Genomic DNA, 26,598 nt, shown 5'->3' with positions numbered 1-26,598 from the left:
AGCCCATTGGAATACAGGATTCAAGCCGCTTAAGGTTTTTTATTATTTCCACTGTCTACTTGACAGGGAGCTGTTCATAAAGGGGGGATTCTTTATTTTCTATTACTTAATTTCTTTGTGTAATTCTTCATTTTACTCGTTAACCCTATTAAAGCAGGTAACAATATTGGCATCACGATTAAAGCTAATAGTAAAAGTGCAATACCAACAACTGATGCTACTTGTATAAGTGTCAATACTCCTGAAGGGATTAATGCTGCAAATGTTCCGCCTAAAATAAGTGCCGCTGATAATACGACTCCTCCTATGTGACGAGATGCATTTACGATTTTCGTTACCGAATCCCCTTCTAGCTCATTGTATCGCATCATTACAAAAATACTATAATCCACTCCTAAAGCGACAATCATAATAAAGCTAAAGAATGGAACATTCCAGCTTAATGACCCTACGTTTAATAAGTGTGCACTAATTTGTTCACTAATACCAAGTGATGCAAAGTACACTAATATTAATGATCCAATAATAAAGATTGAGTTTAAGAATGAACGAGTAATAACGATTAATACAATCGCAATTCCAATTAACATTATTGTAGCAGTACGTAAGAAATCCTGCCCGGTTACTTCTTTTAAATCAACGTTTCTAGCTGTTGTCCCACCGATCGCTTTTTTTGCTGATTTTAATTCTGTACCATTTAACGTACCGTCTATCGTTTTATTAATTTCTTGAATGATTGGCATCGCTTCTTTTGAATACGGATTTACATCTAAAATGATGGTCATTTTAGCAATCTTTCTATCCTGTGACATGTACGTGTTCAATGCTTTTTGGAAATCTTCTCCCTCTAGCACTTCTTTTGGGATATAAAATTTCTCAGAGCTTTTTGATTCATTAAGTTCGCCTAAATATTTCTGAGCATCCCCTAGGCCGTTACTTACTTTCCCAAGCCCTTCTGTACTTTTAGATAAGCCTGATTGTAATTGCCCCATCTGTTCTTGCAGGTCTTTCAGTCCAGTTAATAACTGTCCTTGCCCATCGTTTATTTTCGTTAATCCGGATTGTAACTCAGCTGATTTGTTCGCAATTTGTTTTGAACCTGTAGCCCCTTCGTTTAATCCGTTTTTCAGTCCAGTAGTTCCTTTTTGTAACTCGTTAACACCATTATTCATTTCTTTTAAACCATTATCGACTTTCAATAACGATTGATTCGCTTCTTTAAATGAATCCATTGCCACCTTATGCTGCGTTGCTAATTGATTTAAATCTTTTGAAAGTATATTTAATTGTTTTTGAGCCTCCTTAGCAATTCCTAACGTTTGCTGTATGTTCGGATCATTTGCTAATTCTGGTTTCGTTTGAATGAAATTGGTCATTAACATTTCAATTTGTTCATAACCTTTTTTCGCGCCATCAATCGCTTGAGAAATACTTCCGAAATATTGATCGTAAGAACTTAAACCTTTTTCTAACTGTGCATAACCAGCATGAAGCTGTGAAGTTGCATTTGATAATACACTTATATTTTCGTTTACTGAAGCTAAACCACTCTCGATTTGCTGCGCTCCTTTGGCACCGTCGTTTATGCCATTCGATAATTGATTTAAAGCAGTTCCTAATGCTGATACACCGTTTTTCGCCTCGTTCGTTCCATCAATTAACTTTTGAACATTTGCGAGACTATTTGAATCATTACTACTCATTTTATCTTTCGCATCCATTAATCCATCATTGATTTCTTTTATGCCACCATTGGCATCTCCTAATCCTGTATTCAGTTCTCCGGCTTGTTTATTTATATATAATTCTTTTATCTTATCACCGGTTGGACGCGTCGGTGAATATACCTCTGAAACTCCTTTAACTTTCGAAATTTTATCAGTTAGTTCATCTAAAGTTTGTAGGGAGGTCGCCTCATCTAACTTGTTATTCGATTGAATGACTAACGTACTTGGTGAAGAAAAACCAGGAGGAAAATGATCTTCTATGACGTTAATCCCCATCTTTGATTCATACTTATTATCTACTTCAAATAAATCATTGTAATTAAGTATGTTAGAGTATTTTAATACGAAAGGAATCGATATCACGAATACGATGATTAAAGCAACAAATGGCCTTGCTACTGAGTTTTTCGCAAAGAATCCCCATAAGCGACTATCCTCATGACCTTTAAATGTTTTAACTGGATAAAACATTCCTTTTCCTAAAAGCACCATAAAAAATGGATTTAAAGTCGTTAATACGAGTAGTAATACTAAAACACCAATTGCTACCGCTGAAGTAGATTGATATAATTTAAAACTCGCAAACGCAAGTGATGCAAAACCAATTAGCACCGCTATACCGCTATATAATACGGTTTTACCTGCCGATTTAAATGTTTCTTTCGTGGCCAATAATGCATTTTCTTGTTTACTTAATTCTTCTTTAAATCTCGTAAATAATAAAATGTTATAGTCTGTTCCTACTCCAAAGAGGACGACGACTACGAACACTTGTGTAAAGTTTGAAAATGGAAAATTAAATTGATCTACAAGCTGAGCAATAATCCCCATTGAAACTAAATACGACACACCGACTGTAAGAAGAGAAACAATCGGAACAACTGGTGAACGGAATACGAGGATTAATACTACAAGAATGAAAATGATTGAAATAACTTCAGTCTTTTTCACTCCCTCTTGAGAAGATTTAAGAAAATCACCCGCTATTAAGTCACTTCCTGTTAAGTACGTTTTCACCCCTTTCGTTAGTACTTTTTTATGAAGATTATTTGCAACTTTTGATATTTCACCATGCTTTTTATCTATTGATATTTGCGTTAAAATAGTCGTATTATCTTTAGAAACTAATTGTTTCTCCAAGTCTTTATTATCTAAATGTGAAACAACTTCCTTTATTCCTAATTGCTCTTTTTCATTTTGCAGGGCGTTGATTGTTTTTGTTATTTCCTCTTTTTGCTCAGTAGTTAAAGCAGCTTTATTTCCACTATTAAAAACGGCTATAATTTCGTATTTTTCAGTCCCGTCTTTATCCATTTCTTTTATCATTTTGTCAGCAATACTACTTTGTTCTGTTTTAGGAATCGTAATGTGCCCTTTTTCTTTCACTAATTTATCCATATTAGGCATCGTTACGATCATTGTAATAGTAATAACTATCCATAATAGAAAAGATAAACTTCTCCAACTTTTTAGCTTGCTCATTTGAATCATCTCCCGTTTTTAGCGTTTCACGTTAATTACGGAATGAATATTCATTCCTACTCTTTTAAAACTATCAGTTCGGAATGAACGTTCATTCCTATTATCCTATTAATTTTTTTCAATTCTATTAAACCACTACCTACGGAATGAATATTCATTCCTTTAACTGTACAGATATATCATCTCCTGTAATCGTTTTTTATATTTGTTTAGGAATGAATGTTCATTCCTGTCCATATAGAGCTATAGAATCAAATGATTCTAATAGCATTCCAAGAGCTCTCTTCCAATTCTTTTACTAATTCTTTTGAGTATTCTAATTGCCCTGTTGCCATTACTTTAGTTAATTTTTCTAACGGTTGATATACAATAATAATTAAAGCAACTGGAGGCAATGGACGAAGAAAACCTTTTGCGATTCCATCTTCTATAATATTCATAAAGAAGCCTATAAAATCGTCAAATATTTTGTTACTCTGTTCATCAAGAAAATAACTATCACAATGAGAATTTGTAAAAAGAAAAGCATCCACATTGTTTCTCGCAAATTCAAATAAACGGTTATAAATATGACTAAACTGTTCACGAATATTTGCTTCAACAGGAAAATCAGTTTTTAGTATTTCAGATAATTGCAACATGCTTTTTGAAAATAATGAGTTAACGAGTGCCTCTTTATTTTCAAAATAGCGATAAATAGTACCAGCGCCGACTTTTGCTTTTTCAGCGATCATCGGAATTGTCGTACCATCGTAACCACGCTCTGCGAAAAGTTGTATCGCAGCATCAAAAATATCCTCTTGTTTGTTTTTAGCCACTTTTCCCACCTCAATTTTCAGGAATGAAAATTCATTCCGTTTTTAATTATAAATTACATGGATTAAAAGTCAAGTGTGCTACACAGTTACGTTTTTTAATCCCATATCTGTGAGTGAAATTATATCGGCGATTTTCAAGATATATCAGCGCAACTCGAATTTTATCGGCGATTTTCAGAATATATCAGCGCAACTCAAATTTTATCAGCGATTTTTAAGATATATCGACTTAACGACAAAAAACAACAAAATAAGAGCGAACTGTACCAAAACTTTATTTGGTACAGTTCACTTTCAAATATACAATTAAAAGAAATCATAAATAAACGCTTCACGCACCGGGACTACATTCTCAAATGTCCGTATCTCCTCTTCGCTTCCACTAATTAATTCAAGCTTACTTAGCTCTAACGGACGTTTATAGCCAAACATTATTGTAGATAGCGCATTAATGTCCAGCTTAATTCCTTTATCTATTGTTTCTTCTTTCATAATTGTTATTTCCTGATTTGCAAGTCTCACCGTTACGTTATTCCACGGAGCAAATGAATCTGTAACGTGTAAAATCAATTCTTGCTGCGCATCGTTCCAGTTCAACTCATATTGTTTTAAGAACTGCTCCACATCTACAATTCTTCCCATAAAATATGGTTTTATTTCTGCCTTCACGCGTGGCTCTTGCAATGTAAATAACAACGGTTCTTTCTCACTTAATATCATTTCAACTTCTTTAACCATAGAATCATGCTGGCAAATAAAGTTCCATAGGCCATTTCTCGCTTCATTATGCAGTGGAACAAATTCTTCTACTGTCATTTTATAATTTTCTATTTTATATAACACGTAACCAGCTGCCGTTTTATTTTCATCATAGTAAATCGCTAATGTTAAATCATGATAGACCGCTTGTAACCACCATTTTTCACTGCGAACTAGCATACCTGAAAAGCGTTCTGCAAATGTTTCATAAATTTTCTCTACTTCTTCTGGATGGTTTTCTTTATTAAAACGTTTCACAGTACCATTTACTTGTTTTTTCATAATCAAATCGCTCTTCTCCATATGACATACAAGGCGATTTGCACAAAGCTCCCAGCCGTATTTGCGGTAAAATGAAACAGCAAATGGATGTAACATCGATACTGTATAACCAGCTTTTTTCATCGTTTGAAGCGAATGTTGAAGCAGTTCTTTTACATATCCACTTCTTCTATATTCCGGATACGTCGCTAACCCTGCAACGCCTCCCATTTTAAATTTTTCTGTGCCTATGTAAATATGAAACGGAATAAGATGCAATTTTGCTGCTAAGTCTTCCCCTTCCATAATGCCGTATATTTCATGACTTTCTTTCATTCGAGTCATTTGTTGCTGCACTCGTTCCTCATCTGCTTTATATTGAAAAGCGTATTCTGATAAACATAATGCTTCTCTGAATTTATCTTCTTTTAATTGTATGACGTTCATCTTTTTCTCCCCCATTCCCTTTATGTATTGTACTATCATTTTGAATGTTTCGGGTTAATGATTAGAAATATATCAACGTTTTGAATCCCAGATAAGATTGGTAGGAAAATACGGATTTACAACGTCAAGTAAATCCCATAATAAAAAAGCTTAATTTCTCGGTATAGTAAGGGAGAAATTAAGCTTTAGTTAGTTAATATGACTTACAAAGGCACATTTACCACTTTAAATAATATTAGGGTGATTTTTCTCGTTGTAAAGTTATAGAAAATTAATCCCCCGCATTATCGTTCTATTTACAGATTCTTAATCATTGTGCGATGAGGAATACCCGCATCTATAAATTCTTCAGAAATACTTTCATACCCTAAGTTTTCATAGAAACCAATTGCATGTTTTTGGGCATTCAATTTCACTTTAGAAATGCCCTGATTTTGTGCAAACTTCTCAATTTCATTCATAATTAATTTTCCAGAACCTGCTTTGCGATCAGTTGCCACTACACAAATTCGTTCAATTTTACCAACGCCATCTACAATACGAAAACGTCCAGCTCCAATTGGCTTGCTATTATCGTATAACACAAAATGAGTAGCGGTTTTGTCATGTTCATCGATTTCTTCTTCTACATCGACTTGTTGTTCTTCTATAAAAACCTTTTGTCGAATAGCGTAAGCATCTTCTAATTGTTGTTGATTATTTACGATTTCTACTATCATAAATATTTTTTCTTTCTAAGTTGAAATGTTTTATCAATTGTCCAGTTTATTAATTAAATGAAAACGATTAAAATCAATAGGTACCGTTCTTCTTGTTCGGCTTCTTTTCAACGTTAAGGGAAAAACCTTGTCTCAAAAGTCCTATTGTTGTTAAATAGTTCATTTTTAACATTATAAGTAGCTTGCTTATAATGTCCTTACGAGCTTAATGTATATTTATACTGTATATCTGCTTTTCATCCTATTATTTCGCTAACTTTTGAAGTTCTTCAAAGAATGTAGGATATGATACACCTACTGCTTCTGCATCTTCAAGCGTTGTTTTTCCTTCAGCTATACAGCCAGCAATTGCAAGCATCATGCCAATGCGATGATCTCCGTGACTATGTACTGTATCGCCTTTTAAATTTGATTTTCCGTAAATAATCATTCCATCATCAGTTGCTTCTATGCGAGCCCCTAGTTTTGTTAATTCAGCAACGACTGTATCGATACGATTCGTTTCTTTCACTTTTAACTCGTGTGCATCTTTAATGACTGTAATTCCGTCTGCTTGTGTTGCTGCTAGTGCGATAACTGGAATTTCATCGATTAATCTTGGGATTATATCTCCACCGATCTCGATACCTTTTAGTGAAGATGTTTCTATTGTAATGTTTGCAGCTGGTTCTGATGCACCTTCGTTAATTGGCTCTACAGTAAATGTAGCACCCATTTTCTCTAAAACATCAATAATACCTGTACGAGTTGGATTCATTCCTACATTTTGTAATAGTAGTTTACTATTTGGGATAATTGCGCCTGCTACTAAGAAAAATGCTGCTGATGATACGTCACCTGGCACTTGAATGTCTGTTGCTGTTAATATTTGTCCACCTGACAGCTTCACTGTTTTCCCTTCGCGAGTTACGTTAACACCAAATGCTTCAAGCATTCTTTCCGTATGGTCGCGTGAAATATGTGGTTCTGTAACAGCTGTTACACCTTCTGCACGAAGACCTGCAAGTAAAATAGCTGACTTTACTTGTGCACTTGCAACAGGAGAAATATATTCAATTGCTTTTAAATCTCCACCACGTATTGTGAGCGGTGTAAACGTTCCTTCTTCTCGTCCATCAATGGTTGCACCCATTTGCTTTAATGGATTTGTTACACGTTTCATCGGTCTTTTTGCGATAGACGCATCACCTTGTACGCAAGAGAAAAATGGTGTGTTTGCTAATATACCTGACATTAATCGGATTGTTGTACCAGAATTACCAACATCTAATACAGTTTTCGGCTCTTGTAAACCTTCTAATCCTTTCCCAACTACAGTGACTTCATCACCGTTTTGCGTAATGTCTACTCCCATTTCTTTAAAACAAGAAATTGTACTTAAACAATCTGCACCAGGTAGGAACCCTTTAATTGTTGTTTTTCCTTCTGCAATCGCACCGAACATGACAGCACGGTGCGAAATGGATTTATCACCAGGTATTGTAATTGCTCCATTCAATCCGTTAGTTACTGTTTGTATTGTAGTTTCTTTCACGTTATCACCCTCTTTTTAAATTGTTTCATACGTTTGGTATTCTTCTTTTCCTAGCGCCAGCTTTGCCTTCATACGATCTTCTTCTCTTTGGAAGCTAATTCTAAGTACCCCGAGCAATCCTTCGCGTGCTTCTAAAATTTGCAAGTTTGTAATGCTAATTTCCTCTTCTGCTAAAATACTCGTAATATGAGCTAAGGCCCCTACTTTATCTAAAACATCGACGTATAAGTCATAATAGGCAGGAATTGCACCTCTTTTTCGCACTGGTAAAGAATCACGGTATTCTTTTGCGTCAGCGAAATAGTTTTGTATTTCACCTGCATCTCCTTTAGAAACAGTCTTATATAACTCTTCCATTTCTGAGATCCATTCTTCTAATAGTTCCAATAAATGCCCGCGATTTTGCTTTACAATATCACTCCACATTTTCGGGCTACTAGATGCAATGCGTGTAATGTCTTTAAATCCGCCAGCAGCTAGTTGATGAATGAGCGGATTATCTCCTGCATGTTTCTCAACTTGCTTTACTAAACCTGCTGCGATAAGATGCGGAAAATGACTAACAATTCCTGTTACATAATCGTGTTCTTCCGTATTTAAAACAAGAAAATGTGATCCTGTTCCTTTTAACCAACCTTTTAGTTCTTCCACTTGTTCATTTGGCACATGGTTCATCGGTGTTAAAATATAAAATGCATTTTCAAATAAATGTGCCTTTGCACTTTCAACTCCCGTTTTATGAGAACCCGCCATCGGATGTCCACCAATGAAAGAAACTTCCTTTGAAAATAAAGCTTCCGCTTCGTTCATAATAGACCCTTTTGTACTACCAACATCAGTCACTATAACATCTTCTCGTAAACGAAATGACGCAAGTTTGTGTAATAGCTTCTTCGTTTCTTCAACTGGAGAAGCAAAAACAATTAAATGTGCCTCTTCACATGCACGCTGTAAATCAACTGCTACTTCATCTACTACGTGTAATTCTTTGGCACGCTCTACTTGCTCTTTAAATATATCGTAACCTGTTATCGTTACTTCGTGTTCTTTCTTAATTGCTAATGCGAGAGAACCTCCTATTAAACCTGTTCCAATTAATACTACCTTTTTACACATCTGCCTCATCTCGAGACTTACTTTTTTTATTTTCAAAGTGTTGTTTTAACACTGAAATCACTCCTTCATTTTGCTCCCTTGTGCCGACTGTAATACGGACACCATTCGGGAACGGACGAATAATAAACCCTGCGTGTGCACAAGCTTCATAAATCTCTCCACCATTATCTACCGTCAAGAAAATGAAATTTGTTTGCGACGGATAAAATGGAATTTCGTTTTCCTTACAAAAACTTTCATATTGTTGTATTCCCTCTGTATTAACACGTACAATTTCTTTAATAAACGCTTCATCGTTAAATGCAACCGTTGCTGCTTTTTGCGCTAATGAAGATACGTTAAATGGCAAACGTACGACATTTAATTTCTCGATTAACTCTTCCTGTCCAATCGCATAACCAATGCGGAAAGAGGCTAATCCGTACGCTTTAGAAAACGTTCTAAGTACAAGAATGTTGTTATGTTTTTCTAAAAGCGGTAATGTCTCAGGGAAATCTTTTGCTGTTACGTATTCATAGTACGCTTCATCAATGACAATTAACGTATTTTCACTAATGCTTTCAATGAACTGAGTCAATTTTTGCTCATTCACATATGTGCCTGTGGGGTTGTTCGGATTACAAAGCCAAACGATTTTCGTATTGTTATCAACTGCTGACGAAATTTCATCTAAGTCGTATACACCGTTATTTAAAGCAACTTCTTTCACTTCACAGCCTTCAATAACTGCATGATGACGGTACTGTGGGAATGTTGCGCCAGCCGTTACAATGTTATCTCCAGCTCGCAACACGGCGCGACTTATTATTTGAATGACTTCATCCAAACCACTACCGCAAAGTATTTGTTCCATTTGAACATGTAATTTCTCTGCGATTGTTTGACGGAGCGTTGTAGCACCTCCGTCAGGGTATAAAGCATGTTCCAACCACGACTTTTGCAATTCTTCTAAAACACGTGGTGAACAACCGAATGGATTTTCATTCGATGCTAATTTCACAAATGAATGATCTCCGTACACTTCTTTCATTTGTTCTGGTGATTTACCTGGTTTATATGGTTGTAATGATGATAGTTGATCTTTTACTTGCACGTTAAACCCACCCTTTTATTAAAATTCTTTTGCGTATTTGTTATGTTGCGTAATATTTTGCTTTAATAGTTCCATGCGATCTTTTCCGAATTGTTCGACTAGTGCATCTGCAAGTTCCCATGCTACAACAGATTCAGCGACAACACCTGCTGCCGGCACTGCGCAACTATCAGATCTTTCAATACTCGCTTGGAATGCTTCTTTCGTATCAATATCAACGCTTGCTAACGGTTTATATAATGTAGGAATTGGCTTCATTACGCCTCTTACGACAATTGGCATTCCTGTTGTCATACCGCCTTCTAAACCGCCGGCGTTATTTGTTTTTCTTGTGTATCCATTTTCTTCATCCCACATAATTTCATCGTGCACTTTACTTCCCGGCTGTCTTGCCGCTTCAAAACCAATTCCAATCTCAGCACCTTTAAACGCATTCACGCTCATAATAGCACCGGTAAGTTTTGCATCTAATTTGCGGTCGTAATGAACGTAGCTACCAACACCAATTGGCATACCTTCTGCAATGACTTCGACAATACCACCGATTGAATCTCCACTACTTTTCGCATTATCGATCGCATCCATCATCTCTTGTTCTACTTCTTTATCTAAACATCGAACTGGTGAATTTTCAGTTATCGTTTGAATTTCTTCAATTGGTAAGTTTGAAATACGCTTCGCTTGCACCCCACCAATTTCAAGAACATGCCCTGCAATTTCCACGCCTAATTCTTTCAAAATTTGTTTCGCAACTGCACCAGCAGCTACACGAACTGTCGTTTCTCTTGCAGATGAGCGCTCTAATACGTTTCTTATATCACGATGACCATATTTTATCGCTCCGTTTAAATCCGCATGTCCTGGACGTGGTTTTGTAATTGTACGTTTCATTTCTTTACTTTCTTGCTCCGAGATCGGGTCTGCACCCATTACTTTCGTCCAATGTTTGAAATCATCATTTTTTACGATTAACGTAATCGGCGAGCCAAGTGTCATTCCATGACGTACACCACTTACAATTTCAACTGTATCTGTTTCAATTTGCATGCGTCTCCCGCGGCCATGCCCTTTTTGTCTTCTTAATAACTCTTTATTAATATGTTCCGCCGTAAGTGTTAAACCTGCTGGTACACCTTCTAAAATAACTGTTAACTGCGGCCCATGTGATTCTCCAGCTGTAATGTATCTCATTTCTCTTGCCCCTTTACTATTTTTTTGTACAAAAAAGTCCCTACTGAGCGCTCAGTAGGGACGATGTTTATCGCGGTACCACCCTAGTTGTAGACAACTTTCGTCTACCTCTCTTCTTCTTTAACGATCGTTTGACCGTCTTTCCCTCCAAAAGTTGGCGAGAAAGATGCTCCAAGGCTGTAATTCATGCTTACCTTTGTACTGATTCACACCGGCCATCAGCTCTCTTTAACAGTGAGATAAGCACTACTGTTTCCTCTTCAGCGCATATATGATATGGAATTAAGATAATTTATTTTTGAAACCTTTTAACTCATCCATGAATCTATGGAATTCTGGAATATCCATTTGTTGTGCAGAATCTGATAATGCAACTGCTGGGTCTGGATGTACTTCAGCCATTACTGCATCCGCTCCAATTGCAAGTGCCGCTTTCGCTGTTGGTAATAATAGATCTCTACGTCCAGTTGAATGTGTTACGTCTACAATAACTGGTAAATGTGTTTCTTTCTTTAAAATCGGAACTGCTGAAATATCTAATGTGTTACGTGTCGCTCTTTCGTATGTGCGAATACCACGCTCACATAAAATAATTTGGTCGTTACCTTGCGCAATAATGTATTCCGCTGCATTAATGAACTCATCAATTGTTGCTGCTAACCCACGTTTTAGTAATACTGGCTTGTTAACTTTACCTACAGCTCGTAGTAAATCGAAGTTTTGCATGTTACGTGCGCCAACTTGAATTACATCAACGTATTCTATTGCCATTTCCACATCGTTCGGATTTAAAATTTCACTAATAATCGCTAAGTCGAACTCATCTGCTACTTGGCGTAAAATTTGTAAACCTTCTACTCCTAAACCTTGGAAATCGTATGGAGATGTTCTTGGTTTGAAAGCACCACCGCGCATTAATTTTAAACCTTGGTCTTTCATTGCTTGCCCTACTTGGCGAACTTGCTCTAAGCTTTCTACCGCACAAGGTCCCATAATGAACGTTTGTGTTCCGTTTCCAATCAATTCGCCTTTCACATTAACGATTGTATTTTCTTTTTTCTTTTTACGTGATACTAGTAACGCTTTACGGTTATCATCTTCTTGTAATTCTAAGCTTGCTTTGAAAATCGTTTTGAAAATATGTTGAACTGTTGACGTTTCGAATGGTCCTTCGTTATGCTCTGCGATCATATCTAGTACTTCACGCTCACGTACTGGATCAAAACGTTTCGTACCTTGTACTTGTTTTTGCTCCCCGATTTTTTGAACGATTTCACCGCGTTTGTTTAATAAGTGTAATAGTTGTAAGTTAATTTCATCTACCTGTTTACGTAATTGATCTAATTCGTGATTTGCCATTTGGAAATCCTCCTCTAATGTTTTAAAAGTATAGTAAGAGAATAAAAAATTCTCTATTTTCTGAACTGGTTAATTATACAAATTTAAAGTGGAATCGATACCTCTTCTTATTTTAAACTAATAATTACCATAAAGACACTAACTACTAGTTAATAAGGCACTTTTTTGTACAAAAAAGCCCTACTGATTGAATCAGTAGGGACGATATTTATCGCGGTACCACCCTAGTTGTAGACTTATTTCGTCTACCTCTCTTCATTGTTAACGATCAATGTGACCGTCTTTCCCTTCATAAAGATACATATCTTTACTACGAAAAAGATGCTCCAGGACTGTAATTCGCTCTTGTTTTTGTACTGGTTCGCACCACCCACCAGCTCTCTGTTACAGGGAAACAACAACTACTTCTTTTCCTTTCAACGCATGTTTATTATATTTTCAAGTTGGACCGTCAAAATACAAAAAGTCCCTACTGAATAAATCAGTAGGGACGATATTTATCGCGGTACCACCCTAGTTGTAGACTAACTTTCCGTCTACCTCTCTTCACTGTTAACGATCAATTGACCGCTCTTTCTTCATAAAGACAATCGTATCTTTACTACGAAAAAGATGCTCCAAGACTGTAATTCATGATTATCCCTGTACTGGTTCACACCACCCACCAGCTCTCTGTTACAGTAAGACTAACCACTACTGTGATCTCTTCATTGCACTTTGTTTATTCAAATGTGTTTGAAATTGAATAAGTATGATTCGTATTATAGAACGCTTTTCAAAACACTGTCAACAACTTTTTATTTATTTTTTAAATTTCCGTTTTCGCCCTATAATTCCTCTTGTAAATTCCCCATTACAATTCCGATGCGAATTATCTCATTTTCTATTAAATTTAACACATGTTTTTCTACTCCATACTGGATTAATAATTCTTTTATTTGTATGATTTCATTTTCAAGTAAATCTGCTTCTTGGCACGTCTGAAGTAAAGTAAAAAACACATCTGCAAACAATCCTTTATACGCTTTCATACTCTCGTTCTTTTCAAGTATCTCTATAAATAACTGTTTCATTTCTTTTTGATTACATTGCCCTTCCACACCCTGAAATTTACTCGAAATAATATTTAGTCCCTTTTCTAAAACCTCATCCATACATAAAATAATGCGTAAGAACATGACATGTTCTCTCGTTGTTATTACACCTATTTTCGGACGCTCCCTTAAAAAACCACTAAGCCAAGCTGTCCAAAATTTTTGTTGTTCCTTGCCACTTAACGTTTTTACGTAATAGCATAAATACTGCATAAATTTAATTTTATTCTCTTCATTTTCTTGCATAAAAAATGGATATAACCAATCTGTTTTTTGCTCCCAATATAATACGCATTTAATAAATACAAAGCTAAGCCATTTTAAAAACGCTTCTCTCGTATGGGGATGAAGTACATCTATATGCTCTACCGCATACTTAATATATTTCTTTATCTCTGTAAATAAAGGTACATTAATTTGCGTATAACATAATCCTGCCCACGCATATTTCGTAAGCTCACTTTCTTTCTTTAAATCTAAGTACGGTAAAAGATATTTTCGACACCATTGTTTCTCAATATGATATAAAAACGTAATATCTGCTGTTAAACGAGCAAACATATATTTCGTTCTATCCGAAGTAACCCTTACCTGTTCCTCAAATAAAAATAAATATTCATACACATTACGATCGTATAAATGATCATATGCTAAAAGTTTTAGTAATACAGCTGTCATCTTTCCAACAGGATGCTGTATAGATTCATTGTAAAACTCTTGTTTTCCAATCTTAAAATCTGTTTCCCCTCTCATAACTTGTGGAAATACTGAAAAAGCAAAGCGCTTTACAACTCGTATACTATTTACATCTAACTCTTCTAATCGATTACTAATTTCATATAGAAAACTACTAATTAACCAATGAAACGCGGTGTTTCTAACAAATTTCTGTAATAACGGTATCATCTTTTGAATTTGCTCATTCGTCAAATCCCTATTATTTCGCCACTCTCTAATACAAACAAACCATACTTCATTACTTATTTCGTGTACGCCTACTAGTTGGTACGCAAACGAAATACTCCACTCTACATTCAATTTACACGCTTTTGATAGCATCTCTAAAAAATGACGTTGTTCAAAAACACCATCTTGTGAAAATTGCCACACTTGCTCCATTATTTCATCGTCTTTCAGCTGCAGTAATCCATCCGCTGTTACATTGCATGTAATACGTTGTTCATTTGACTCTTTCTTTGGAATACTGTATCGATTAGAAGAAAAATGAGGGTGTTTCTGTTTCATTAATTTATATCCATCTATCGTGCATTGACTATTTGAATCGCATGTAAATAATAAGTCTAAGATGAGACACGCATCAAACGCCCTCTCTTCCGCAAGGTACTCTAATACATATTGAACTACTTCTTCTTTCGTTTCTTTTAAAGCATCTACATAATAACTCTTTAAAAGTTGAAAAACCTCATGTTTACATGTGAAATCTAAAAGAACATCTGCATGTAACAACCATTTCAGTTTGTCATCCGCTGTAACGAATACATTTTTAATCATTGCTTCAATCGCAATTTGCTTTTGAAGTACACTTTCCGTTTCTATCATTTCTGTAATATAATAATTTGCTTTATTCTCATTGTTTTCACATAAATATGTAAGACACTCTTTTACAATTTGAATTAAAAATGTGAAGTCATTTTGTTGTAACTCCTGCACCAAAATTTCTCTATCTCTTTTTTTTAGCGCATGTTGTCTTAATGATAATAGTTGTATCTTTTCTAATCCCATAACCATAATCGGATTTGCATAGTACGCAATATGTGGTCTCATTTTCTCTTTCCAAACTCGCTCCACATGAGAAAAAATAGGCACTGGCAAACGACTCGATTCTTCGAGTTCTATCGACTCTTGCGTATCATTTCCCCATCTTCTTACACGCTTCAGTTTAAGTTTCCCATCCAAAATAAATGTTAACAACAACAATCCAATTTCTTTATGTTCAGGGAAAGAACATTTTTGCAATAAATATGAGATCATTTCAATTGAGCTACTATCTTTCTCTGCCGTTTCTAATAAAAGCAATGTCCATCTTGCAAACAACAAAGGATCCATCATTTCTTTCGTTTCGTTTAAGTAAGTGCAAATTGTTCGCCATAATAACGGGGATATTTTAGAATAATTTTTAAAAATCAATTGAAACAGTTCTTTTTGATGACTAAATAGAAATTGCTCCACTAACCATTCCGCAAGTAATTCATCAACTTCATCATAATTTGCTGTAAGTAGAAATAAATTTCTTAGTTTACCTTCTGCTTCAAGCCATTCCACCCATTCGTAATCACGAGCAAATTCAACAAAGTACCGAACTGTTTCTATTTTTTTTATTGACTGTTTTATATAGGATAATTGCTCCTGCTCTACTGAGGGAGGAACAGTTACAATATCACGAATACGCATTCTTTTCGTAATATAATTATCACCCATTAATTCCGCCCATCGTTTCACCGCTTTCACAAGTGACTGGTGATTATTTGTTTTATTCGGATACACAATAGGTCTTATCCCTAAATGTTCCCAATGGTATGTATTATCACCTTGTGCGACGAAAGCATAACGCCTTGTACTCGGTGGTAAACCTGTTGCTAAATATTTCATTACTGGGTCATTATGACTATACCCAACGAATAAAACGGTGTAATTCGAGAATAAATCAACTAAAAATCGTCTCGCCCATCCTTCCGTTAAGTAAGCCCTTCCAAAATCACCATCTGTTAAAATTAAAGCTTCTTTCTCCTGCTCTATATTCCCATGTATGTAAGCTAAGCCTTTAAACGCTCTCCCTGTCGGTAATGCAGGTGCATAATAAATATTTAGCTCTCTATTCATTTCCTTAATTGCATACGTAAAATGTTGATCAAAGTTTGTCGTTACAATGCGAACATCCGTATCTAACGGGAACAACCTTGGAATGGCATAATGTAATGGATTCGGTTTTGATTTTTCTATATTAACAAGATCTCTTGCAACTTGGTGTACATCTTTCGTTTTCGCAATTTTACCAAGATAATAATCGTGTGGTTCTGTCATCTCACGTTTTTCGACATATAAAGCTTTCGAAATTTCATCAACTAAATCATCGAAATTCGGTAAGTTTGATTTCCCTTTCATAGACACTCCCGCTCCAACGAATAGCACTAACTTCCCTTGTTCAAGATGATCAATTAACTCATCAGGAATTTCTACTTCTGAAGTAATCCACATTCCGGATTCCCCCTTACCTAAAAATGTCATCTACTCTCATTTTACTATAACATTTTTTTGTTATTTTTATAATATTTAGATAAAATTTCAAACATGAAAAAGTTTTATCTAAATAAATCCGTAACAATGTATGAACTCCTGAATTTATTGCAAAACTATGTATAAATCGGAGGTGTAAATATTGAATGATTTTACTGTAATAGTAATCAAATTTATATCATGTATTATCGCTTTTAGTATTGGACTCGCTTTATTTTTCCCCGCTACGTTCGTCCAAATTATTTCTTTTAGTCTTTTTGTTACAATCGTTTCTTATATGTTTGTTGATAAAATCATTTTAAATCGAATTGGCGATTCTGCTGCCATTATGACGGATTTCTTACTTACGTATTTAAGCGTTTGGATTTTCGGAAATATTTTATTAGACAACTACATGCAAATCGCATGGGGCAGTATCCTTTCTGCCATGGTCTTTACATTATCAGAAGTAATCGTCCATCGCTTTTCTCATTCACGTACTCGTCATAACAACGATAATATTCGTATTAATCGCCGATTTGCATATGGTACGGAGTTTGCTGAAGAACAGAATGTGTTGGATAAAGATAAAAAGAAGTAATGTTTTGATGAAGGAGCTCCATCGCCATCAAGCTAAAAAAAGCAAATACCCCAAAACGAATAAATTGACATCTCCAAGAGGAATTGTACATTTTTTGTTTTTTGGTGTAATAAAACGCTAATGTTGATGAGCATGGCATGTGTGCTACCCCTTCTAAAAAAGTAAAAAACAGTGTTTATCGAGAGTAAACCATCTTAACTGTAATAACTAATTAAAGAAAAGGGCAGAATCTGTATCCGAAGATCCAGATTCTGCCCTTTTCTTTAATCGCATTTTTCTATTTGGTCACCTTCTTCACCTGCATTTTCTGCCGAACTATCCGTTCCGCCTCCCACTGCATGTTGCTGTTTGGTATTAGAACTTTCGATGGCAGCGTTGGTTCCCGCTGCACTGTCTTCTCCACCACCACTTGCCACTTGAGTAGCACCAGCCTGTTCCTTACGGGTTTTATTAATTTGATTATTGATGATAATTACAAATTCTTCCTCTTCATCCGAAGTTTCTTTTTTCTTTTTATGCGGCTCAATCTGGTCCCCACTAATTCCTTTATTTATAGCTTCGCCTCCAGCGCCCACCGTTCCTTGCTGTCGGGTATTCGATGAATCGATTGCTGCATTACTTCCTGCTGCACTATTTTGTCCGGCTCCACTGGCAATTTGTGTTGTATTCGGTGCAAATGTAATCTGATTATTAATGACAATGACAATTTTTCGTTTATCAGCCAGATTTCCCAAATTAATTTCTTCTCCATCTTTTTTTACAAATCGAAACGTGATTTTTTCATTGTTTTCCATATTCTCCCCCCTTTGTAATATTAAATGACTGGAGAATGATAATGGATTGGACAAGCGTATTTTTTTATAAATATGTGCCCCCACCCACAATGAAGGGTGTATTACCGGGTTCCGGTATTTTTCTCGTATTAGGTAAGTCGGCTTGGCGACAGTCCAGCATCCGCCGAATTTTGGAATGCATGGAGAAAAGCCTTATAGGGGATATAGAAAGAGAGATTAGTAGAAACATTGGTATATAAAGGTTTCTAGGTTTGATTATATTTTTCTATTTTCTTTTCTTATTTAGATTTATCAGCCAAATATCTAGCATAGTGAATTATATTTCTAGCTACATCTAGTTCAAGATTAAATATATTAGGTACCCCTGGTCTCCAATTCACCTCAAATAACCACAATTTTTGATCTTTATCAATCCCTACATCAATTCCTAACTCATCAAATAATACATCCCTAAATAAAGAATTAAAATGGTTAGAAAAAGTTACTGCAAATCGTTCTAAATACCTTTTAATATTATACCAATCGTTATCAAACTCGGCTTTTAAAAAAACATCTAAATAAGTACTATAACCACCCTTAGCCATATTTGATACAATACTTCCTAATAGATGAAATTTGTTCTGACTCATTCATACTGTAATTCATCCCATTTTTTTCAATGAAAACAATACCACTACCTTGATGTCCAGAAATAGGTTTAATAATAAGTTTTTCATAACGATTAATCATATCAAAAAACTTATTAACATCATTTAATTCATAAAAAGGAATAAGATATTGCTTAAATTTTTTTGCTCTATTTATTCTGTTATATACACTTAATTTATTTCCAATTGAATGACTTGTAAAAGGAACTTTTTCATGTAGATAATCATAGATTTGCTGATTTTTATCACTAACATGAACACTTGCATTGTAAATAACATCTGGAAAAGAAAATTCTTGTTCAATCCAATTACCATTTTCATAAGTTTTACCTAAAATCTTCTTCGTTTCTATATTTACTTTCCCTAAAGTAAAATAAAAAAATTCCACACCTTCAGCTTTAGCTACAGCAGCATAAGTATATGCTTTCTTTACGTCATTCGGATCTTTCCGATGATGAAGCATTCCAATTATAGTCATGTTAGTTCTTCTTCCCTTCTTTCTAAAGATGTTTTTCAAAACAAATATCAAATTCATTATATATATATTCATGTTCTTCCTCATTCAACCATTTTTCGAAAAATCCAGAACAAGCTTAACCTCATTTTAATATTCTACCTATAGAAATAATAAATCTAAGGGTTTATAAAATAATTAAGGTTAGGGTGGCATAAAATGGATACTATCGTTTTCATTGAAACAAATAAATCTGGATCAAGTAGGGAAGCAATCAAAGCAGCTGAAAAACTTAATTTCTTTACTGTTTTATTAACTAAAAAAACAAAATTTATTAATGAACGCACTATATTCCCTGATGTACATCAGATGATTTTCACTGATATAAATGATTATGATAATATAATTACAACAATTGAAAAATTAAATAAATCAGGAAAAAACATAAAAGGGATATTTAGTTTTATTGACCCTTATGTTTATGTGGCTGCACGTTTATCAGAAAAATTTTGCTCAAACTCACATACTGTATCTACTAAAGCTATCTATCGTATGGAAAACAAAATATTAACTCGTAATGTACTTAAAGAATTACCAATCTCACTCAAATATTTAATTTACAAACCAACAGAATCATTATCATCTTTTCTTGAAAAAACTAAAGAGATGAATTTCCCTCTTATTGTAAAATCCCCTAAATCAACAGGATCCAAAGATGTATTATTAGTAAAAAATAAAGATCAATTAATCTTATCTATACAAAGTCTTTTAAAAAAACTACCTAATGAAGAAATTCTACTTGAAGAATATATAGATGGACCTCAGTACTTAGTTGAAGTTTTAGTTCAAGATGGAAAAGTCCATATTATAGCAGTAATTGAACAAGAAATTACACTTTTTGAACGCTTTATTGTTACTGGTTATTCTTTACTAGGACAGGTAGACAAAAGACTATACAATAGTCTTTGCAATGCAGTTAACTCTGTAATTCAGGCTTTTAATATGAAAAATGGAGCGTGTCATCTAGAACTCCGGAGAATAAAAGATGTTTGGAAATTAATTGAGATAAATCCCAGAATATCAGGTGGAGCAATGAATGACATAATTGAAATTGGACATGGAATCAACTTAGTGCGAGAGACTATTCAGTTAATGTTAGGAAATAAAACTTCACTAAATAAAAAACATTATAAATATGTGTACGCTCATTACCTAACAGTTAAATCTAAAGGAAAACTAATTCGTGTTACTGGGAAAAACCGTAGTTCTAAATATCCTGGTGTAGAGAAAGTTTATATAAAACCTAAAAAAGGAACTATCTTAAAACCACCTTCATCAATGGGACATCGATGTGGATACGTTTTAGCAGCAGCCAATTTTAAAACAGAAGCGAAAAAAATAGCTTTAGAAGCAGCTAAAGAAATTTCATTTGAAATCCAAAAAGAATAAAAACAACAGATATACACCAACAGATAAAAATATACTAAAAATCACTCCTCATCTATTTTTATATGAGAAGTGAGCTTTTTATATGGGCTATACACCAGCGAAACTCCCATTAATGCCGTACGATGCGTTAACTTATGCAATTAGTGAAAAATTTAATTTAAAATTCGGTAAAGCAAAAATTTCAAGCGATTTAATAAATATTTGTGTGGCTGGTACAATATGTGTAATTTTCATTCAATCATTAGGCTCAATTAGAATCGGTACACTAATTGCCGCCCATTTTATCGGCAAAATTTTTGAGTGGATGATACCAAATTATCAACCAGCTCTTCTACACTGGGTATTTAAAACAGAGAAAACTTCCTAAGGAGTCATAATAAAGTATAGGAACAGGGGAATGTCTAATTTGTAGATGTGTATTTAGTAGAGAAGTGCAAAACACTAATTATACGGATTGTGATAGTGAATTTTTTCTTCGAGGGATAGCACCACATCGCTATCAAGCTAAGATTAATTTGTATCCATATAATCAAAAAAGATGCTATTTTTTTTGAAATATACAGAAAGGATGGTGTTTTGTATGACTTTATCGATTCAAGATGAGTTTCATTTATTCGCTGAAAAACTACAGTGATTTCTATCTCCAAACATCCTTCAACAGCTCGCGCAGGAGACGGGTTTCGTAAAACGTAAAAGTAAGTACGTTGCTCGAGATTTGGTCGCTTTATGTATTTGGATTAATCAACACGTAGCAAGTGATTCCCTCACTCTATATCGACCGTAAATCGAACTTTTCCGGCATTTTTTTATTTGAAATCGATTTATCGACTCACTTCGACAACTTGTTTTCAAATAAAAAAAGCGGCCACTCTTTTAGAGACAGCCACTTTCCCACTTACGATTCCACTTTCAAATCTTTAAATGCAACAACATCCGCAAATGCTCCAAACACTGCGTTATGATGCTTCACAATATCTTCAGCACGTAATACATCAGTATCAAACGTACTATGCGCATCACTCACTAACGTTACTTTGTACCCTTCACTACATGCTCTGCGCGTTGTCGTGTCCACACAGTACTCTGTTTGCATTCCTGAAATTATTACGTGCTCAATTCCTTTTTCTTGTAACACTTCGTTTAAGTTTGTCTTATAGAATGAATCTGGTGTCGTCTTTTCAACGATACTATCACCCTCTTGTGGTGCGATTGCCGCATGCACTTTCCAACCATCTGTCCCTTTTTCCAAAGGATGATCTTTCGGCCCGTTATGTTGTACATAAATAACTGGAATATCATTTGAACGACATGCCCCAATAAGTTCTTGTAATGTTTGTAAAAACCTTTCCCCATTATATACTGGCATTCCCGCTGTATACATACCCGCTTGCACATCAATAACTATTAATGCTTTTTTCATCTCACACAGCTCCCTTTGTTTGTATAAGCCCTTTCATAAATCATTATAATTGTTTATATTCCATCATCCAACAATCTTCTAATTTCCCCTCATGCAGTTCATGTTCCTTTAAAATCTTCACTTTTTTAAATCCGCATTTTTCATAACACTTTATCGCACGTTCGTTATTTACTTTAGGGTCCATTGCAATTGCTTCTGCACCCACTTCTTTCATAATGTATGTAATTGCTGCTTGAACGAGTTTTGTTCCAATTCCCTTTCCCCAAAAGAGTGGTTCACCGATAAATTGGTCCATTCCCCATACATTTTGTGATTCTTCATATCCATATAACGCTTTCCATTCAAAATCAACTGGATACATTTGAATGTAACCGATCGGCATTTCATCAAATCCTACTAAGCATCTTTTTTCATTACTGTTTGGATTATGTATAAAATGAGCAAGTACCTCTTCTACAGATTGCGGATTATCTCTTCCTTCGTAAAACTGTAGGACTTCTGGGTCTGTTAACCATTTAGAGATGATAGGTGCATCTTCTTCTATTACATATCTAACCGATAAATTATTGTTTTGAAATAACATGTAGCACCTCGTTACTAGTATTTTATAAACTGTTAAACTTTATTTTACATCAACATCTTTCTTATTTAATTACCTCTACTCCCCCCATGTATGGACGCAATACTTCTGGGATTATAACTGAGCCGTCTTCTTGTTGGTAGTTCTCTAAAATAGCTGCTACTGTACGCCCTATAGCTAACCCAGAACCATTTAATGTGTGCACAAATTCTGGTTTTGCACCTGGTGTACGACGGAAACGTATGCTTGCACGACGCGCTTGGAAATCTTCACAGTTTGAGCAAGAAGATATTTCACGATATCCCCCATAACTTGGTAACCAAACTTCAATGTCATATGTTTTCGCAGCTGGAAATGCTATATCAGCTGTACATAATACGATAACTCGATAAGGTAATCGTAACAATTGTAGTACTCTTTCGGCATTCGTAGTTAATTTTTCTAACTCATCGTATGATTCTTCTGGCTTAGTATATTTAACCATTTCAACTTTGCTAAATTGGTGCTGGCGAATAAGCCCTCTCGTGTCACGTCCTGCACTACCAGCTTTAGAACGGAAACATGGCGTATGAGCGGTAAAATTAATAGGTAATTCTGCACCATTTAATATTTCGTCACGATAATAGTTCGCTAATGGTACTTCCGCCGTTGGAATTAAAGAGTAATCTGTGTCTTTTAATGTAAATACATCTTCCTTAAATTTCGGGAATTGTCCGGTTCCTATTAAACTATCGCTATTTACGATAAACGGTGGAATCACTTCCGTATATCCATGTTCTTCAACATGTAAATCTAGCATAAAGTTAGCTACTGCTCGCTCTAAACGTGCTCCCAAGCCATTGTAATATACGAAGCGGCTTCCTGTTACTTTTGCTGCTCGCTCAAAATCTAATAACCCTAATTTTTCAGCAACTTCCCAATGTGGTTTTGCTTCAAATGAAAATTCGTTTATTTCTCCCCACTTACGTAATTCAACATTATCATCTTCTGATGCTCCAATAGGAACTGTTTCATTAGGTATATTTGGTAATGCCATTAATATAGCATTCAATTCCTCTTCTACATTACGTAACTCATCATCTAACGTTTTAATACTTTCTCCTACTTCACGCATTTCACTAATAAGTTCATTAGCATCTTGTTTTTCACGCTTTAACTTCGCAATACGCTCAGATACTCCATTACGTTTACTTTTTAATTCTTCTACTTCTACTAACAGTTCACGACGATTTTGATCTAATTCTTCAAATGTATTCAATTCAAGAAACTCTCCACCGCGATTAATCAATTTTTTCTTTACTTCTTCAAAATTAGCACGTAATACTTTTACATCTAACATGTCTTATCTCTCCTTTAATAAGTGCCTAATGTCATTTTCTTCGTTCACATTAAGCTTTTAAGATAGGGAACTTCACTAAAAAAACACAAAAAACTCCCGTCCCTATAAAAGGGACGAGAGTTAACCCGCGTTGCCACCCTAGTTGAAAGCATAGAAAATATAAGCTTTCCACTTAAAAAATTAACGGTTTTTAACCGGAAACGATTACTAACTTCACATTGAAGGGTTCCACATTTCGCTCAAGGACGGATTCACAAGCGCTTTCTATCGGTTTACACCACCCACCGACTCTCTAAAAGAAAAGATACTTGTTACTAATTCCTTTCATAGCTTTTGAACAATATAAATTTTAATTATCATTACTTTACAATAATTCTGTTTATTTTTCAAGAAAATAATGTATCTTTAAAATAAAGAGTTCCTATAATCAAACCACCAATAAACTGGAGGTTATTTACGATGTCTCATATCACTTTGAAAGCAATAACTTCTACAAACTGGCGAGAAACGCTTACTAAAACAATTTTTAATGTAGCAAAGCAAAAAACAAAAACAATTTGGAGATGAGACTTTGAAATCAACATTAATTATTCTTCGAGGAAACTCCGCAAGTGGCAAAACAACAATCGCAAAAGAACTGCAAGAACATTTTGGCCAAGGTACACTTCTAGTCTCTCAAGACGTCGTACGTAGAGATATGCTAAAAGTACACGACACAATGGGTAACTTATCTCATGATTTACTATTTGAAATTACGAAGTACGGAAAAGGAAAATGTAAATTTGTTATTTTAGAAGGTATTTTAAACAGTTATAGATACGGTGATATGCTGAAAAAATTAATACATTATTTTGATGAAAATACGTTTACATATTACTTCGATCTATCATTGGAGGAAACATTTAGACGCCATAACACAAGGGACAAACGGCATGAATTTGGTGAGGATGCATTACGGAAATGGTATAATTCGCACGATACAATTGAAGTTGCTAGAGAAACTGTATTTACAGATGATTTCACGCAAAAAGATATATTTCATGCGATTCTGAATGATGTTACGATACAAAAATAAGACTGACAGAATGAGTCAGTCTTATTTTTTTTATGTACTTTGTATTTCAGTTTTCATGACAGAGCAATCTTTGCATATTTAATAATAGATGTGCATTTCCCCGAACTGGAAATCAACTACTGAAAGAAGTTTCCGTTCCTCAATATCTTATGTAATTGTAGCAATATACTTCAACAAGTTGAGCATGCCAAATCCTCTGGAAGATCTTCATATTATGGTAGTATAGTCTTTGTTTTTAAGCATGAAGTAAGTCTTATTTCTGTATGTGGTATTTTATCGATTACTTCCATTCTTTTAGCATATGTTACAAATGGTAGTTTTACTAATTTATTAATCCACCTATAACGGTTGGAATAGGACCTTTTGATATAGCAATTACACCGAATTGTATTTAAATCTACCAAACAAAGAATCACTGTACGCACTAATTGTATCTAAAAGCCAAAATTCCTTTTCACATGTTCAAAGTTCCTAGATATTCTAAACTCTATAAAATAAAAATTTTGTTAAATTTATAAAATACAATCACTTGTCCATTTCATTTTTCTCTCTCTTGCATTTAATCCAGATTTAATTGGACCAACACTACCACCTATACAACCCTTTCAATTCCCTACTGGTCCTACTGGAGCAACTGGGACAATTTCATTAGCTTTCGGTAATTTTTGGCAATCAACGTTTATTACAGTTCCTATTGGAGGACTTTTTTCTTTCAACCAGACTGGTCCAATTGCAGGGGGCGTTTCTTTATTAAACCCTACTACAATTGGCATCACACAAGCTGGTACTTATCAAGTGTCTTTCATTGCTTCAATTAATTCGAGTTCGATTACTTCATTTCCTTTCGCGGCTGGTATTTCTGTACTCTTAAATAATAATCCAATACCAAATGCTCAAGGGAGTTTTGGTATAATAATTGAAAATCCATTGAGCATACAATGTAATCAACTTGCTGGTCAATTACTTTTGTCAGTTCCAGCCAATTCGACAATCAGTCTAACGAATATTGGAGATAATATTATTACAACCTGTGATGATGGTATAAACGCCATAGAATTAACCATTTTCAAATTAAGCTAAAAACTAGGCGCTGTTATGGTGCCTAGTTTTTAGTTTAAATAATTTTTTCTTCATTCATCTCTCTTAAATAAAGGGATCCTAATAATACTGGGATATATTAACGTATAAAATGTATCACTCATAGGAAACTCCTTACAAAGAGCACTTGTATACAGTGCTCTTTTTTGTAGGCAAATTTGCAAACTCATCAATATACAATGTATTCCATGTTACACCAATTACAATCAGATTCCCACAATATTTAACACAAAAAGTTATTAGCAATCAAAAGAAACCTTTACGGATTCCATTTGGCCTCATATCCTTTTTCAAATAGTTAATCTTT

General features: G+C 34.7%; 18 protein-coding genes, 3 pseudogenes and 4 other annotated features. Of the genes and pseudogenes, 6 read left to right on the top strand and 15 right to left on the bottom strand.

From position 1 onward, the window contains the following. Positions 1 to 92: 92 nt before the first annotated feature. From JDS80_RS18530 to JDS80_RS18485, 10 genes are all read right to left on the bottom strand, one after another. Positions 93 to 3,209 carry an MMPL family transporter gene (locus JDS80_RS18530; protein WP_242477380.1) on the bottom strand — a complete coding sequence of 1,039 codons (3,117 nt, stop codon included), beginning with the start codon at positions 3,207 to 3,209 and terminating at the stop codon, positions 93 to 95. A gap of 251 nt (positions 3,210 to 3,460) precedes the next feature. Further along, on the bottom strand, positions 3,461 to 4,027 hold the full coding sequence (locus JDS80_RS18525) for a TetR/AcrR family transcriptional regulator (protein ID WP_071746311.1): 567 nt from the start codon (positions 4,025 to 4,027) through the stop codon (positions 3,461 to 3,463). Positions 4,028 to 4,333: 306 nt separating this feature from the next. Beyond that, the gene (locus tag JDS80_RS18520; protein WP_199639611.1) at positions 4,334 to 5,494 is read right to left on the bottom strand and encodes a GNAT family N-acetyltransferase; all 1,161 of its coding nucleotides are present in this window, start codon (positions 5,492 to 5,494) and stop codon (positions 4,334 to 4,336) included. Positions 5,495 to 5,790: 296 nt separating this feature from the next. Beyond that, positions 5,791 to 6,213, bottom strand: a complete 423-nt coding sequence (locus tag JDS80_RS18515) for a GNAT family N-acetyltransferase (RefSeq protein WP_071746314.1) — start codon at positions 6,211 to 6,213, stop codon at positions 5,791 to 5,793. Positions 6,214 to 6,457: 244 nt separating this feature from the next. Further along, positions 6,458 to 7,747, bottom strand: coding sequence for a 3-phosphoshikimate 1-carboxyvinyltransferase (gene aroA / locus JDS80_RS18510; protein ID WP_199639610.1), 1,290 nt, complete (start codon positions 7,745 to 7,747; stop codon positions 6,458 to 6,460). Positions 7,748 to 7,762: 15 nt separating this feature from the next. Then, the gene (gene tyrA / locus JDS80_RS18505; RefSeq protein ID WP_071746316.1) at positions 7,763 to 8,863 is read right to left on the bottom strand and encodes a prephenate dehydrogenase; all 1,101 of its coding nucleotides are present in this window, start codon (positions 8,861 to 8,863) and stop codon (positions 7,763 to 7,765) included. Next, positions 8,856 to 9,956, bottom strand: a complete 1,101-nt coding sequence (hisC, locus tag JDS80_RS18500) for a histidinol-phosphate transaminase (RefSeq protein ID WP_071746317.1) — start codon at positions 9,954 to 9,956, stop codon at positions 8,856 to 8,858. Before hisC ends, tyrA begins: the two co-directional genes overlap by 8 nt. Positions 9,957 to 9,974: 18 nt before the next feature. Next, positions 9,975 to 11,147 (bottom strand): chorismate synthase, encoded by a 1,173-nt coding sequence (aroC, locus tag JDS80_RS18495; protein WP_199639608.1) that lies wholly within the window; start codon positions 11,145 to 11,147, stop codon positions 9,975 to 9,977. A gap of 53 nt (positions 11,148 to 11,200) precedes the next feature. Further along, positions 11,201 to 11,420 (bottom strand) — a binding site (T-box leader). A gap of 9 nt (positions 11,421 to 11,429) precedes the next feature. After that, positions 11,430 to 12,506, bottom strand: coding sequence for a bifunctional 3-deoxy-7-phosphoheptulonate synthase/chorismate mutase (locus tag JDS80_RS18490; protein WP_199639606.1), 1,077 nt, complete (start codon positions 12,504 to 12,506; stop codon positions 11,430 to 11,432). A gap of 194 nt (positions 12,507 to 12,700) precedes the next feature. Then, positions 12,701 to 12,935: a binding site (T-box leader), on the bottom strand. Positions 12,936 to 12,989: 54 nt separating this feature from the next. Next, positions 12,990 to 13,226: a binding site (T-box leader), on the bottom strand. Positions 13,227 to 13,333: 107 nt separating this feature from the next. Further along, on the bottom strand, positions 13,334 to 16,846 hold the full coding sequence (locus JDS80_RS18485; RefSeq protein WP_199639604.1) for a DUF4020 domain-containing protein: 3,513 nt from the start codon (positions 16,844 to 16,846) through the stop codon (positions 13,334 to 13,336). A gap of 151 nt (positions 16,847 to 16,997) precedes the next feature. On the opposite strand from JDS80_RS18485, the gene JDS80_RS18480 reads away from it, so the two are divergent. Then, positions 16,998 to 17,435 carry a YndM family protein gene (locus JDS80_RS18480; protein WP_199639602.1) on the top strand — a complete coding sequence of 146 codons (438 nt, stop codon included), beginning with the start codon at positions 16,998 to 17,000 and terminating at the stop codon, positions 17,433 to 17,435. 263 nt (positions 17,436 to 17,698) lie between these two features. On the opposite strand, the gene JDS80_RS18475 is transcribed toward JDS80_RS18480, so the two are convergent. Both JDS80_RS18475 and JDS80_RS18470 read right to left on the bottom strand, forming a co-directional pair. Then, the gene (locus JDS80_RS18475; protein ID WP_071746321.1) at positions 17,699 to 18,229 is read right to left on the bottom strand and encodes a hypothetical protein; all 531 of its coding nucleotides are present in this window, start codon (positions 18,227 to 18,229) and stop codon (positions 17,699 to 17,701) included. Between the two features lie 278 nt (positions 18,230 to 18,507). Next, positions 18,508 to 19,426 (bottom strand): annotated as a pseudogene (locus JDS80_RS18470) (YheC/YheD family protein). A 123-nt stretch (positions 19,427 to 19,549) separates the two neighbouring features. Here JDS80_RS18470 and JDS80_RS18465 point away from each other — a divergent pair. The 3 genes and pseudogenes from JDS80_RS18465 to JDS80_RS18455 form a co-directional block, all read left to right on the top strand. Then, on the top strand, positions 19,550 to 20,779 hold the full coding sequence (locus JDS80_RS18465) for an ATP-grasp domain-containing protein (protein ID WP_199639600.1): 1,230 nt from the start codon (positions 19,550 to 19,552) through the stop codon (positions 20,777 to 20,779). Between the two features lie 82 nt (positions 20,780 to 20,861). Further along, positions 20,862 to 21,146 (top strand): annotated as a pseudogene (locus JDS80_RS18460) (DUF6198 family protein); the annotation flags it as partial. 213 nt (positions 21,147 to 21,359) lie between these two features. After that, a pseudogene (locus JDS80_RS18455) lies at positions 21,360 to 21,548 on the top strand (IS4 family transposase); the annotation flags it as partial. Between the two features lie 126 nt (positions 21,549 to 21,674). On the opposite strand, the gene JDS80_RS18450 reads toward JDS80_RS18455, so the two are convergent. The 3 genes from JDS80_RS18450 to serS all read right to left on the bottom strand — a co-directional run bounded on the left by JDS80_RS18450 (position 21,675) and on the right by serS (position 24,118). Then, positions 21,675 to 22,199, bottom strand: coding sequence for a cysteine hydrolase family protein (locus tag JDS80_RS18450; protein WP_071772864.1), 525 nt, complete (start codon positions 22,197 to 22,199; stop codon positions 21,675 to 21,677). A gap of 43 nt (positions 22,200 to 22,242) precedes the next feature. Then, positions 22,243 to 22,782 carry a GNAT family N-acetyltransferase gene (locus JDS80_RS18445; protein ID WP_199639598.1) on the bottom strand — a complete coding sequence of 180 codons (540 nt, stop codon included), beginning with the start codon at positions 22,780 to 22,782 and terminating at the stop codon, positions 22,243 to 22,245. 61 nt (positions 22,783 to 22,843) lie between these two features. Next, positions 22,844 to 24,118: a serine--tRNA ligase gene (gene serS, locus JDS80_RS18440; RefSeq protein WP_199639596.1), complete on the bottom strand. Its 1,275-nt coding sequence runs from the start codon at positions 24,116 to 24,118 to the stop codon at positions 22,844 to 22,846. A 106-nt stretch (positions 24,119 to 24,224) separates the two neighbouring features. After that, positions 24,225 to 24,455: a binding site (T-box leader), on the bottom strand. A gap of 234 nt (positions 24,456 to 24,689) precedes the next feature. Between serS and JDS80_RS18435 the strand changes: the two genes are divergently transcribed. Both JDS80_RS18435 and JDS80_RS31950 read left to right on the top strand, forming a co-directional pair. Then, entirely contained in the window at positions 24,690 to 25,193 is a 504-nt protein-coding gene (locus tag JDS80_RS18435) for a kinase (RefSeq protein WP_199639594.1), read from the top strand. 540 nt (positions 25,194 to 25,733) lie between these two features. Continuing rightward, entirely contained in the window at positions 25,734 to 26,273 is a 540-nt protein-coding gene (locus JDS80_RS31950; RefSeq protein WP_346011386.1) for an exosporium leader peptide-containing protein, read from the top strand. Positions 26,274 to 26,598 lie beyond the last annotated feature (325 nt).

Origin of the sequence: Bacillus cereus group sp. N8, from assembly GCF_016483685.1 — a bacterium.
In the GTDB taxonomy this organism is placed as follows: Bacteria; Bacillota; Bacilli; order Bacillales; family Bacillaceae_G; genus Bacillus_A; species Bacillus_A proteolyticus.
This window is presented reverse-complemented; position numbering and strand designations above follow the sequence as displayed.